At 46.1% G+C, this 12,704-nt stretch carries 12 protein-coding genes; 7 read left to right on the forward strand and 5 right to left on the reverse strand.

Features of this window, described 5'->3' with window-relative positions:
* Positions 1-97: 97 nt before the first annotated feature.
* From RH949_RS03020 to RH949_RS03040, 5 genes are all read right to left on the reverse strand, one after another.
* Positions 98-556 (reverse strand): GUN4 domain-containing protein, encoded by a 459-nt coding sequence (locus tag RH949_RS03020; protein ID WP_006100372.1) that lies wholly within the window; start codon positions 554-556, stop codon positions 98-100.
* Positions 557-661: 105 nt separating this feature from the next.
* Positions 662-961, reverse strand: coding sequence for a putative quinol monooxygenase (locus tag RH949_RS03025; RefSeq protein WP_006100285.1), 300 nt, complete (start codon positions 959-961; stop codon positions 662-664).
* Positions 962-1,197: 236 nt separating this feature from the next.
* Positions 1,198-1,551, reverse strand: coding sequence for a DUF1257 domain-containing protein (locus RH949_RS03030; RefSeq protein ID WP_006100016.1), 354 nt, complete (start codon positions 1,549-1,551; stop codon positions 1,198-1,200).
* A 144-nt stretch (positions 1,552-1,695) separates the two neighbouring features.
* Positions 1,696-3,207: a stress-responsive protein Ycf46 gene (ycf46, locus tag RH949_RS03035; RefSeq protein WP_006100306.1), complete on the reverse strand. Its 1,512-nt coding sequence runs from the start codon at positions 3,205-3,207 to the stop codon at positions 1,696-1,698.
* An 85-nt stretch (positions 3,208-3,292) separates the two neighbouring features.
* On the reverse strand, positions 3,293-3,643 hold the full coding sequence (locus tag RH949_RS03040) for a hypothetical protein (protein ID WP_044206195.1): 351 nt from the start codon (positions 3,641-3,643) through the stop codon (positions 3,293-3,295).
* 247 nt (positions 3,644-3,890) lie between these two features.
* Here RH949_RS03040 and RH949_RS03045 point away from each other — a divergent pair, with 247 nt between their 5' ends.
* The 7 genes from RH949_RS03045 (at position 3,891) to RH949_RS03075 (ending at position 12,548) form a co-directional block, all read left to right on the forward strand.
* A complete protein-coding gene (locus tag RH949_RS03045) occupies positions 3,891-4,391 on the forward strand; it encodes a hypothetical protein (protein ID WP_063712005.1) in 501 nt (166 codons plus the stop codon).
* Between the two features lie 261 nt (positions 4,392-4,652).
* Entirely contained in the window at positions 4,653-5,330 is a 678-nt protein-coding gene (locus RH949_RS03050) for a response regulator (protein WP_006100047.1), read from the forward strand.
* A 970-nt stretch (positions 5,331-6,300) separates the two neighbouring features.
* The gene (ggpS, locus tag RH949_RS03055; protein ID WP_446347267.1) at positions 6,301-7,809 is read left to right on the forward strand and encodes a glucosylglycerol-phosphate synthase; all 1,509 of its coding nucleotides are present in this window, start codon (positions 6,301-6,303) and stop codon (positions 7,807-7,809) included.
* Positions 7,810-7,999: 190 nt separating this feature from the next.
* Positions 8,000-9,688 (forward strand): glycerol-3-phosphate dehydrogenase, encoded by a 1,689-nt coding sequence (glpD, locus tag RH949_RS03060; RefSeq protein WP_446351879.1) that lies wholly within the window; start codon positions 8,000-8,002, stop codon positions 9,686-9,688.
* A 90-nt stretch (positions 9,689-9,778) separates the two neighbouring features.
* Positions 9,779-10,807, forward strand: a complete 1,029-nt coding sequence (locus RH949_RS03065; RefSeq protein ID WP_446351880.1) for an NAD(P)H-dependent glycerol-3-phosphate dehydrogenase — start codon at positions 9,779-9,781, stop codon at positions 10,805-10,807.
* A gap of 122 nt (positions 10,808-10,929) precedes the next feature.
* Positions 10,930-11,910, forward strand: coding sequence for an aldo/keto reductase (locus tag RH949_RS03070; RefSeq protein ID WP_446351881.1), 981 nt, complete (start codon positions 10,930-10,932; stop codon positions 11,908-11,910).
* A 143-nt stretch (positions 11,911-12,053) separates the two neighbouring features.
* Positions 12,054-12,548: a lactoylglutathione lyase family protein gene (locus tag RH949_RS03075; protein ID WP_044206187.1), complete on the forward strand. Its 495-nt coding sequence runs from the start codon at positions 12,054-12,056 to the stop codon at positions 12,546-12,548.
* Positions 12,549-12,704: the final 156 nt, after the last annotated feature.

Consider the following 12,704-nt stretch of genomic DNA (forward strand, 5'->3'; position numbering starts at 1 on the left):
GATGTGCATTAGTCAGAATTTCCATTCGTAAGCGAGGTACACAGATCCCCGACTTCTTAAAGAAGTCGGGGATCTAGCTTGGATAGTGACATTTATACTAAAGATTGCACGCACTAACACGAGAAAACAAATCATCACGAAGATCTCCCCACGCCAACCATCCCACGACTCCACCGCCAGGGAGATGTCCTATTGGTGCATTCTGATTAAATATCAGCTCATTGTAACTTTGCCACCGATTAGATACCCGCCAGCCAATCTGATCAGCAAATGCCATCAAATCCTTTCCTGATTGCTCATAAATCCGCTTCTGAACACTAAAACCAAATTTACCACTGCTATACTTAACCCACAGTTGATCAATCGCCCGAAGTTCCTGACAAGGAAATTGCTGAATATCTTGATTCGTTAAATAGCCGCGTTTATCCGCACCCGTAATTTCCAAGATAATCGTAAACGTTTCCTGGTCTGCTTCTCGCCACTGCCCTGCTGCTAACAGTTCGTCAAGTTTACTATACTTTGCCCCTTCAGAAGATCTTAAATTATCTTCAAACATACGCTTTTTTGTAAGTCAATATACAGTAGAGATTTGGTATCCTGATCACCCAGTTTTTTTCTACTGTATAACTTAATCAATCATTCCCTACCCGAATCAGAACGATTAAGCTAATAAGACATAATGACGAATATCTGGCGGTGAAGCGAACAACTCTTCCCCTTCTAAAAACGCCTGCTGAATGTGAGCCGAGTCCAAATGTACTCTCCACGCTTGCTCACTTTCCCATTCTGCGACAAAGGCAAACTCCGTGGGAATCGCCGGACTTTGTAATAACTCGTAAGTGATACAACCGGGTTCCTTGCGCGTCGCTTCAACGATTTCTAACAACAGTGCTTTGAGTTTCTCTTCCTTCCCCGGATGCGCGACGACACGAGCTAATACTCGGATTTTTGTGTTTACCATGATTATCGATCCTCTGCGTACATCTCCTCACCAATAAAAGGCTACCGCAGTTCGGAACGCGATCGCAAAAACCAAGCCCATACAAAAATACGACGGAGAAACTCCCTGGATGAGAGGTTTTTCCGCCGTTATTATGTTATGGAAAAGACTAGAACATTTGTTCTATAACCTTTTGAAAAAACGGGTCAACCCCAAATAAATTGGTTAACCCGTAAGCTTGGGAACGCCTTGATGGACTATTTTTGTACCACCAGTTTAACGTTGGCATTTTGTAAGCCACGTTGCTTGACCTCTGCTAAGGTCTTGTTAACGGCATACTTCTGGTTGATCGAGTTGATCAGTTCGGTTTGGTTGTGCTTTTTAGCAACACCCCACAGGTCAGCGATCAGGTCAAAGGAACCATCGCCATTGCGAGACCAACCGAGGTCATACTCGCCTTCGAGAACAGCAACGATGTCCGAACGAACACGTTGACCGTTATAGCCGCGCACATCAGCTTCCGTTTTAACGGAAATACCTAGATCGCTCAAAGAAGCCTTTAAGATTTCGGCATCGGTGATCTTGGTACGCAGAGTGCTAAAGTGAGACATTTTAGATTTCCTCCAGTAGAGATAGAAAACAAACGACAACGTAGCTTTTTTCTTGGGTCTGCCGCTGTTAAATTGCGGCGTCTTTTGAAACTGCTAGCAAAGTTTTGCTAGCCTTTCCTCCTGTTGGGAGCAGGAGAAAGCCTTTTAGAACTCCATTCGCTGATATTCAGCAACGGAGGCTGCAGCAGGTCTCGCTCTCTGTCTTGCCCAGTCCCTCAGGGCTGTGACCTGCTCAGTCATTGTCCGAGAAAGCGGCAGCGTGGCTTTAATCGCCGCTATAATATCCAGTTGGGTGAATTCCCGGTCTTGTGCAAATGCCTCGTACATTGCAGCGATGAGGGCTTGCTCAATTTCTGCACCGGAAAAACCGTCACAAATTGTCGCCAACTGTTCGATATCAAAGCGCTCTATATCTCGACGCCGCTTACTCAGATGAATCTTAAATATTTGCTGACGCTCTTCTTTATTCGGTAAGTCAACAAAGAATATTTCGTCAAATCGACCTTTGCGGAGAAACTCTCCCGGTAGCCGTTCCACTCGGTTAGCTGTCGCCATAACAAATACAGGCGATGTTTTCTCTTGCATCCAGGTTAGGAAGGAACCAAAGATGCGGCTAGAGGTGCCACCATCGGAGTCAGCTGAGCCGCTGCTTCCCGCAAAAGACTTGTCCAGCTCATCGATGAAAAGGATGGCGGGTGAAATCGATTCTGCTGTTTTTAGGGCATTTCTCAAGTTGGCTTCTGAGCGACCAACCATAGAACCATCATACACCCGACCCATATCTAACCGCAATAGCGGTAGTCCCCAAAGGCGAGAGGTTGTTTTGGCAATGAGAGATTTTCCGCAGCCAGGTACTCCCAAAATCAGCATCCCTTTGGGTTGGGGTAAACCATACTCTCTTGCCCGTTCAGTGAAAGCGCCCGATCGCTGTTTCAGCCATCGCTTCAGCTCTTCTAAACCGCCAATGGCATCAATGGTTTCATCCTCTTCAATATACTCTAAAATACCATTGCGACGAATGAGCTGTTTTTTCTCAGAAAGCACAATATCGACTTCCGCTTCCGTGAGACGCCCAGCTTTAACTTGGGCTTTGCGATACACTTTCTCCGCTTCGTCTCGCGTCAGACCTAATGCGGCTTTCAGGAGTTTCTCCCGCGTTTCCGTGGTGGTGCGACGCCCTTTGGTTTTTTCCAATTGCTGAGACAGCACTTGGTTGAGTTCGGTTAAATCCGGTAAGGGGTAGTCGATAACCACCACTTCCTTCTCTAACTCGATCGGCACCTGCTGCATGGGAGACATGAGGACAATCGTCTTCTGAGCCGCCTTGAAGCTCGCGATCGCATCCCGCAGCCATCGGGTTGTTGCTGGAGAATCAATAAATGGATGTAGATCCTTAAATATATAGATACCAGGTTCTTTTTGTTGAATAACCCATTGAACAGCTGCTTCTGGAGAGACTGTATTGTGCTGGGTGATGTGGCGTGATTGACCATACTCCACAATCCCATGGGTGACAGTCCACACGAATACGCGCCGTTGCTGATTCTTATTTTGAGCAATCATGGCTATTGCCCGTTCTGTCCGCTCTTCCTCTGACGTCACCAGGTAGATTAGAGGGTATTGAGCTTGAATGAGAATACTTATCTCTTCTTGCATGACTATCGACCTACTTAGAGACGGCACAACCACTGCCCAAACATCATTAATAGAACTCTCGCAGTTAGCTGTTTTTGTAACACTATCAACAAGGAACAAGTTCCTCTTCGCCCTGAGAATCGGTACGGGATTTAACTTCTTCTCGCACTTTCTCGACAGGCAGTTCATCATCCAGAAGGCTGGGCTGATTTTTTAGGGCAACCATATCTCCATCTTGAATAACAACTGAGCTAGAACATTCCGGGCAGTTGTATACCCGATGAGTATTCCCGTAGGATGCTTCTACCTCGTCTACCACTTCCGGGTGGTGTAGATAGAATACGATTGCTCTCTCGACCATCGCCGACATTGAGTCTGAGTCAACGGCTGCTCGGATTTTGAGCTGGCGATGAAGTCCTGGTGGGAGATACAACGTAACTTTTTGCTTGTCTTGCATATTATTTTCAATCGTTTTACCCGGGTATGTATGTCAGATTATCCGCATTTTCACTGGCTGTCAATACCTTAAGCCAGCATGACGGCATTTTTGTAATATTTCTTTACATTATCCGGTTCTAATGCCCGATCAGGCGGATTGGAGGAGATGGGGGAGCTGGGGAAGCTGGGGAAGCTGGGGAAGAGGATTAACAATGAACCATGCATGAACAAAGGACGAATGACTAAAGACGAATGACTAAAAACAAATGACCTGGAAATTCATTGCTCGAATCGCGCCACTGGCTGTCTTACTTGTAAGCTGCCAGGGTACTAATGTGGATTTGCCAGAAAGCTGGAACACCTACCGCAACTCCCGCTTCAACTTTGAGTTCCTCTATCCCAACAATTGGATACCCTTTCCCATACCTGACAATCTTGATGGTCGAGCCTTTCGTGATCCTGAGAATCCCAACTGTGAGATTAGGGGATGGGCAGAATTTGCCCAACTAGGAACCCCATCACCTGAGAGTACATCCCAACCACTCAATCCATCTCAACCTCAAAATTTCTTCACTGAACAAGGTGAAACAGGTAAACTTCAGGTAGACGTTGACTCTGATATCAGTGTGATGACCCTAACCCTGACCCAGGAAAATGTAAGCTACAACTGGCAGGGACGCTGTGAGAGCGAACAATTTGCTGATTACTATCGCTTTTTCTATTACATTGCTCGTCAGTATCGTCTTCCAGTAGCTGAGGAGAACTGATAGCTGCAAATCCGCATCCATACAAAATGGGTAGTTGCGCTGTCTTCTCTATCAGTCTCGGCATCACCGACAATAAACTCTTTCTTAATTCAAGAAAATATTCTCCGATTTGCCGTCTTGCAAAAAGGTTGATGTAGCAACGATTAAGGGATTGCGGGATGTTTAGCGCGATCGCATCCGGCTATCCATCTAAAAGAACACATCCTTTCTTTGTAAAATACGGAAGTGCGATCGCATTACTGCCTTACTTGGGTATGAACCATGTCCTCAGAACTTCCCTCCCCGACTAATTCCCCAACCAGTTCCACACCTTTGCGAGTTGTGATTGTGGAAGATGATCCCATGATGCAGCTTGGCTTAGAACAATCCTTATCCACTAACCCCCAGCTTGAACTGGTGGGACAAGCTGAAGATGGCTACATGGGCGTGGAAATGACCAAACAACTCCAACCTGATATCGTGGTCATGGATATTGGTTTGCCCCGTTTAGATGGGATTGCTGCTACTCAGCAAATTAAAGCGGAACTCCCGGAGGTGAGAGTGGTCATCCTCACCTCTCATACCACCGATCGCGAAATTATTGCCTCACTCTCTAGCGGTGCTGATGCCTATTGTGTTAAAGGATCAAGTGTAGAACGATTACTCCAGGCGATCGCAGCGGCGGCTGAAGGTGCAACGTACCTCGATCCTCAAATTGGTCGTCAAGTTCTCAAGCATCTGTCTCCCCCTTCTCCCACAGGCAATGTTTCCAATTTGTCACAACGGGAGCTAGAAGTCTTAAAACTGATCGTAGAAGGCAATAGTAATCCAGAGATTGCCGCTAAACTCTACCTCAGCGCCAATACCGTTAAAACCCATGTACGCGGGATCATGAACAAACTTTCGGTAGATGACCGGGTACAAGCGGCGGTGGTGGCGTTGCGATCGGGAATAGTTTAATTGTTATTTGTCATTCGTCATTTGCTTCCTCATCTCCCTCGTCTCCCTGCATCGCTAACGATATGTGACAAAGCATTCTGCTAAATTTTACTAAAATTTACACTTTTTTATACTTTTATAGTATAGTAGCTACAGATAGCTGCTCGATAAGGAAACCTGCCGGTGGCAGATATCATCCATAACCAGAGTGTAAGTGATGAATCCTTGTCCACTGGATGTCAGACTATTGTTGAATTCTGAGGTATCCCAGTTTTGTTGTTAGCTTTGGCTCAAGTAAACTCTTGCCAACCTGCTACGGCGTTAGTCCTATGGGCAGAGTACTGAGTACGGCAAATACTAATCGAGGTTGAACACAATTCCCCTAGGATTTGATGGCATAGCCAACTTAGTCCGTACATTGGCGGTTTCGTCATCAAAACTAGACTGTTGAGAGTATTTTCGATCTAAGTAATGACTTCCAATCTGTTTCAACGAGTTGCCATCGCTCTAAATCGGTGGATTTTAGGGGATTGCAATCAGCAACAGCCTGGGTTAAACCAATATCGGCAATGCTACAGCGCTCAGATATTACAACCCTGACCTTATCTATTGCAACCTTCAAAAACATCATTGTTGGTAATATAAGTAACACGGGTAATATGATGTCCGGACCCATCACCCTTAATAAAAAAGCCCGAAACCCTTGCGGTTAAAGCATTGTTATTATGGGCAATTCACCGGACTTGATATAATGCGTTCAATCTTGACTTCCCATCAGGATAATATTGACTGACTGGGTTTTCCAGCCAACGATTGAGTCATTTTTGAGTAGATACTCATTAGAGTAAGTAGGAAGTCAAAAGGGAAAATCATAACTGTGGACACTCGACAACCCTAAATTTATCGAAGCTATCAAATTATATTCCCATCCAAGTTGCATTGGGATCGGGAATTGTACCAATTTTAATGGTAAACACCTGGAGGTAGTTGCATGAAATCATCACTCGTTATCCTTTATCACCGCGAACCTTATGATGAGGTCGTGGAAAATGGCAAAGTGCATTATCGGGCAAAGAAAAGCCCCAATGGGATTGTACCAACCCTGAAAAGCTTCTTTGCTGGCGTCAATCAAGGCACCTGGATTGCTTGGAAACAGGTGAATGCTAAGCAGAAAGCTAACTTTGAACAGCGGATTGTTGTGGAAGGTGAAGCAAACTACAACGTTCGCCGAATTCCCCTCTCCGCCGATCAAGTCAAGCATTTCTATCACATCACCTCGAAAGAAGCATTTTGGCCCATTCTGCATTCATTCCCCTATCACTTCACTTACGAAACCTCAGATTGGGAAAACTTTCACACGATTAACCGCCTATTTGCCGAAGCCGCCTGTGACGAAGCAGCAGACGATGCTCTAATTTGGGTGCACGACTACAATCTATGGTTAGTACCCTACTACATCCGGCAGCTAAAGCCGAATGCTCGGATTGCGTTCTTCCATCACACTCCCTTCCCCTCGGTGGATATTTTTAATATCTTACCTTGGCGGGAAGAAATTACAGATAGTTTACTCTGCTGCGATATCGTCGGCTTCCATATTCCGCGCTATTCAGAGAATTTCGTCAATGTGGCTCGCAGCCTGCGCCCGGTGGAAATTGTCAAGAAAGAACCCGTACCTGAGCATATTACCCCTATGGGAATCGCATTGGCTGAGCCAGAAATGACCACCCAGATCCGATACAAGGATCAGTTGGTTAACCTCGATCCCTTCCCGGTTGGAGCCAATCCCCAACAAATTCTATCTATCCTGCATAAGCCAGAAACTCAAAAACGGTTTGAGGAAATTAAGGAAAGCTTGGGCGATCGCAAGTTAATTATCTCAGCCGGACGAGTGGACTATGTGAAAGGCACTCGTGAGAAGCTAGAAGCTTATGGACGCCTGTTAGCGCGTCGTCCGGACTTGCATGGCAAAATTAATATGCTGGTTACCTGTGTGGCGTCGGCGTCTGGAATGCGGGTTTACAAAACTGCCCAAACTCAGATTGAGCAGTTAGCTGGAAAAATTAACGGGCGGTATGGGAACTTAGACTGGCTACCGATTATGCTCTATACCCAACCCGTTCCTTTACCGGATTTGCTCTGTTACTACAAAGCCGCAGATATCTGCTGGACAACGCCCCTGAGAGATGGTTTAAACCTGGTCGCGAAGGAATATATCATCACTCACGAGAAACAAGAAGGTGTACTAGTCCTCTCCGAGTTTGTCGGTGCAGCCGTCGAACTCCCGGATGCAATTTTGACCAACCCTTACTCCATTGATCGCATGGATGAATCGATTGAGCAAGCGCTGGCGATGTCCCCTGAGGAGCAAAAAGAACGGATGGCGAAAATGTATGACATCGTAACCAAATACGATATTCAGTGCTGGGCAGATCACTTGTTTGAAATGTTTGAGAAAACCAAACATCAGACAGCGAAGCAACAGGAAGCAGTAGCTGTTTAAGCAGATGTTCCAGACGTGCTACGGCACGTCTGGGTGCATGGGAGCGGGAGAAAGTGTTGAGTTTTAATTAACTTTCTTGTCCTCCTTGTCTCCCTTCTCTTGTCTCCTTGTCGCCCTTATCTCCCCTATTGATTACTAATTTGCCGCCGTCGCGACTACTGTGGAAGTTAGATGTTACTCAAACTGGATCATGCGTGATTTTCAAACCATCCAGAGCCAAACCTACGATTTAATTGTCATTGGAGGTGGCATTAACGGTGCTGGCGTCGTCAGAGACGCGGCTCTGCGAGGTCTTAAAACGATTTTGCTGGAGAAGGCTGACTTCTGCGGCGGTACAACCAGTTGGTCAACGCGATTAGTTCACGGTGGCTTGCGCTATTTAGAATATTTTGAATTTGCCCTAGTGCGGGAATCGTTACGGGAGCGAGAAATTCTCCTGCATACAGCCCCCCACTTAGTCAAGCCCCTAATGCTGACGATTCCGATCTACAGCGATCGCTCTCGTCCCTATTGGAAAATTCAAGCCGGGATGCTGCTCTATGATATCTTGAGCTTCGAGAAAACTGTACCGTCCCACCGGATGCTGACCAAACAGAAGTTTAAGCAGCTATTTCGCCATATCGATCCCGATGGTTTAGTTGGTGGAGCGCAGTATTATGACGGTCAGGTGGCGTATGCAGAGCGTTTGGCATTAGAGAATATTATCTGTGCGGAACTTGCGGGAGCAACGGTTCTCAACTATACAGAAGTCACCCAGTTACAGCGCCAAGAGGGTCGCATCACCAGCATTACTTGCAAAGATGCCTTAACTGGCGAAGAATTCACCGTCCAAGGGAGCGATCGCGCCGTGGTTGTAAATACAGCCGGTCCCTGGGTGGATCAGGTTTGTCACTCTGGGGTGAAAAATGGACAATCAGCGCCCATCGGTGAGAAGAAAAAAATTGGTCCAACCAAGGGAAGTCACATCATTGTCCCTCCCTTCCCCGGCGCACCGGAAACAACCTTGTATGTAGAAGCCAAAACGGATGGTCGTCCGTTTTTTATTGTGCCATGGTTGGGCATGTATCTGATTGGCACGACTGATTTGCGACATCAAGGTTCTCTTGACTCAATTAAGGCAGACAACGAGGAAATTGATTATTTACTCACTGAAACCAATCGAATTCTGCCCACCGCCCAATTGTCCCGTCAAGATGTGAAATTTACTTATGCTGGGGTACGTCCCTTACCCAATGAAGAAGGGAAGAAACCTGGAAGCGTCACTCGCAGCCATATTCTCTATGACCATACCCCAGAAGGTGTGAGCAATCTGATTTCTCTCATTGGCGGCAAAATCACCACCTATCGCCAAGTGGGTGAGGAAATGGTGAATAAAGTATATCGCAAGTTGGGACGATCAGCCCCCCCTTGTCCCACCTACAAGAAACTCTTACCGGGAGCCATTTTACCCAGTGATCCGCGTCTAGAAAAAGCGCTGCAAGACTATCGCACCACATTACCCTTGGCGACAATCCATCACCTGTTTGACATCTATGGTGCTAAGGCGTTGGATATTTTAGCCTTAACCGACGAAGAACCGGAATTGGCACAAGGGATTACACCAAACTTGCCGGATATTAAAGCCCAGATTATTTATGCGGTGCAGTCGGAATTTGCACGGACGTTGGTAGATATTGCCCGTCGCCGGACTAGCCTAGCCATGCATACTAACTATGGCTTTGATATTTTGCCCGTTTTGACGGACACCCTGTCTCGATATGGCGGTTGGAGTTCGGCGGAGTGCGATCGCCAAGTTGAGGACTATCGCGCTTTCATGGAAGCCAATTGTATTCCCGATTACGCGATGGCGACTCAGAAAGAAACACAAACCGTGAGTTAATCACATCAGCAAAGGCAAAAGAACTCATCATCTTCTTTTGCCTTTGACCCTTAACTTGACCAAAATTATTGAGTTCAAAATATAAGATCTATGGTGAGCAATCTCTCAAATTCTCAATCCAGCTCATCTCAAGCTGATACAACCTCACAAACCAATCAGGCTCATGCACACTCCCACCGGAGACCGGCGCCAGAAGCCACCCTCGCCATTCTCGGCGCTGGTGCTTGGGGTAAAGCGTTGGCAACAATTGCCAGACATAAGAATCATCAGGTTCGATTGTGGTCTCGCAGCAGCGAGGAATCTCTAGAAGAGGTATTAGCGGACATTGATATGCTAGTCTCCGCAATTCCGATGAAAGGGGTGGCGACGACGGCGGCTAAGATTCAAGAAATTGGTTTGCCGGATTATGTGACAATTATTACCGCCACCAAGGGATTAGACCCAGAGACAACTCGTACCCCTTCTCAAATCTGGGAAGCAGACTTTCCCAACCATCCGATTGTGGTACTCTCCGGTCCCAATCTCTCCAAAGAAATTGAGCAAGAACTTCCCGCCGCCACAGTGGTGTCGAGTACAGATATGGCAGCCGCTGAGGAAGTGCAAACGGTATTTTCGTCCAGTCTCTTCCGAGTGTACACCAGTCCAGATCCCCTTGGCACCGAACTGGGAGGAACGCTGAAAAACGTGATTGCGATCGCGGTTGGGGTTTGTGATGGTCTAAAATTGGGTACTAATGCCAAATCTGCCCTGATTACCCGTGCGTTAACTGAAATCCTTCGGGTGGGGACACACTTAGGCGGACAAACGGAAACCTTCTTCGGATTATCAGGTTTGGGCGATATGCTAGCGACTTGCAGTAGTGTACTCAGCCGTAATTATCGTGTCGGTTACGGTTTAGCCCAGGGAAAAAAATTGGAGCAAATTCTCGAAGAATTACAAAGTACGGCGGAAGGGGTAAACACAGCCAATGTATTGGTTAAAATTGCCAATCGCGAGCAGATCCCCATCCCCATCTGTCGGCAAGTTTATCGCCTACTCAACCATAAAATTACGCCCCAAGAGGCTGTAGAAGCATTGATGGAGCGGGATTTGAAGGCAGAATTTTGCGATTTGTTCTAAACCGTTACCTAAGACATCAGCAAGTCTAGGCAGAAATGCTCATATCTAGGCTTGCTGCTTACTTCCTGCTTCATCTTGGTGATAACACAGATTTCACAGATTGAATCACATTCTGTAGGATTATGCAGACTAGCCAAAAACTCTCCCTTCCTACCATGGGCTGCGGAACGTGGGCGTGGGGAAATCGACTACTCTGGGGGTACGACGAAAGCATGGATGACGAGTTGCAAGCTGTCTTTAATCTGTGTGTAAGCAACGGCATCACCTTATTTGATACCGGTGATTCTTATGGCACAGGCAGACTGAATGGACGCAGTGAGCAACTCCTGGGACGATTCTCTAGCGACTATTCTGGTATAAACCAAGAGAACCTATGCATTGCCACCAAGCTAGCCGCCTATCCCTGGCGATTAACACGCGGCTCAATGGTATCCGCCTGTCAAGCCTCTGCGCGACGATTGGGACGAAATGTTGATTTAGCACAGATGCATTGGTCTACTGCCAATTATGCACCGTGGCAAGAAGAACGGCTATTGGATGGTCTAGCTGACCTCTACGAAAAAGGACTGGTTAAGGGTGTTGGACTCTCTAATTATGGACCAAAACGACTTCAAGAAATTTATCCCAAATTTAAAGAGCGAGGTGTTCCTATCACTACGTTACAAGTCCAATATTCACTCTTGTCTACTTATCCTGTTACCGAGTTGGGTATCAAAGACGTTTGTGATCAATTGGGAATTCAACTGATTGCCTATAGCCCTCTGGCGTTAGGATTGTTGACGGGAAAGTATTCTGAGAAAGATCCATTACCGAAAGGGTTACGCCGTTTGTTATTTAAGCAGTTATTACCCGGAATCCAACCGCTTTTAGGTTGTTTACGAGAAATAGCCTCCTCCAAAGAGAAAACCATGGCGCAAGTTGCGATTAATTGGTGTATTGGTAAAGGCACTCTGCCTATTCCTGGTGCAAAGACGATGAAACAGGCACAAGAGAATATTGGTGCGCTGGGATGGCAGTTAAGTGCTGGTGAGATTACTGAATTGGATCAAGTGGCGGCAAGTTTAGATAAGGCGATGGTTCAAAACATTTTTCAAACGCGATAACACATATATCTATATAGGGTTTGCTGAGTAAGTTTTGTGGTGAGGGGAGGGAACAGGGAACAGGGAACAGGGAACACCTCGGCTTCGCTCGGTGTAATAAGATAAAGAAAATGAAGAGTTAAATTTTTTAGAGAAGGCATACTATGAGCAACTACCCAAGAACATTTTCACACATTGGAATCTCCGTCCCAGATGTGGAGAAGGCTGTCGAATTTTACAGCAAGGTTATGGGTTGGTATCTGATCATGAAGCCAACCGTTATCGAAGAAGAGTCAGATACGGCAATAGGTCAAATGTGTATTGACGTATTTGGCACCGGTTGGGGTTCCTTTAAAATTGCCCACATGTCTACCGGTGACCGCATCGGGGTAGAGATGTTCGAGTTTAAAAACAACGAAAAACCCAAAGATTTTGAATACTGGAAAACAAGCACGTTTCATTTTTGCGTCCAAGATCGTGATATTGAAGGTCTTGTCGAAAAAATAGTAGCGCATGGGGGTAAACAGAGAATGCCAATTCGAGAGTATTATCCTGGTGAAAAACCCTACAAGATGGTTTATGTAGAAGATCCATTTGGACTGATATTTGAAGTTTATTCCCACAGTTATGAGCTTACTTACTCTCAGGGCGCATATTAAACTGAAGTTCTCCCCATTTGGACTTTGGACAAAATCAGTATTTTTGCGTATTACTTACGCAAATAAAATAAGGAACAATAACTCCTCTATCTCAGCTCGAAGAAAAGCTCAGAAATACCGGATTTAGAAGGTTACAGAGTAAAGCTTAGGAGACTT

This window comes from Coleofasciculus sp. A1-SPW-01, assembly GCF_040217205.1.
Taxonomy (GTDB): domain Bacteria; phylum Cyanobacteriota; class Cyanobacteriia; order Cyanobacteriales; family Coleofasciculaceae; genus Coleofasciculus; species Coleofasciculus chthonoplastes_A.

Bases quoted from the DNA above. Each gene is read 5' to 3' on its own strand.
- RH949_RS03020 (WP_006100372.1), bottom strand. From the start codon at position 556: ATGTTTGAAGATAATTTAAGATCTTCTGAAGGGGCAAAGTATAGTAAA.
- RH949_RS03025 (WP_006100285.1), bottom strand. From the start codon at position 961: ATGGTAAACACAAAAATCCGAGTATTAGCTCGTGTCGTCGCGCATCCG.
- RH949_RS03030 (WP_006100016.1), bottom strand. From the start codon at position 1,551: ATGTCTCACTTTAGCACTCTGCGTACCAAGATCACCGATGCCGAAATC.
- ycf46 (WP_006100306.1), bottom strand. From the start codon at position 3,207: ATGCAAGAAGAGATAAGTATTCTCATTCAAGCTCAATACCCTCTAATC.
- RH949_RS03040 (WP_044206195.1), bottom strand. From the start codon at position 3,643: ATGCAAGACAAGCAAAAAGTTACGTTGTATCTCCCACCAGGACTTCAT.
- RH949_RS03045 (WP_063712005.1), top strand. From the start codon at position 3,891: ATGACCTGGAAATTCATTGCTCGAATCGCGCCACTGGCTGTCTTACTT.
- RH949_RS03050 (WP_006100047.1), top strand. From the start codon at position 4,653: ATGTCCTCAGAACTTCCCTCCCCGACTAATTCCCCAACCAGTTCCACA.
- ggpS (WP_446347267.1), top strand. From the start codon at position 6,301: ATGAAATCATCACTCGTTATCCTTTATCACCGCGAACCTTATGATGAG.
- glpD (WP_446351879.1), top strand. From the start codon at position 8,000: ATGCGTGATTTTCAAACCATCCAGAGCCAAACCTACGATTTAATTGTC.
- RH949_RS03065 (WP_446351880.1), top strand. From the start codon at position 9,779: ATGGTGAGCAATCTCTCAAATTCTCAATCCAGCTCATCTCAAGCTGAT.
- RH949_RS03070 (WP_446351881.1), top strand. From the start codon at position 10,930: ATGCAGACTAGCCAAAAACTCTCCCTTCCTACCATGGGCTGCGGAACG.
- RH949_RS03075 (WP_044206187.1), top strand. From the start codon at position 12,054: ATGAGCAACTACCCAAGAACATTTTCACACATTGGAATCTCCGTCCCA.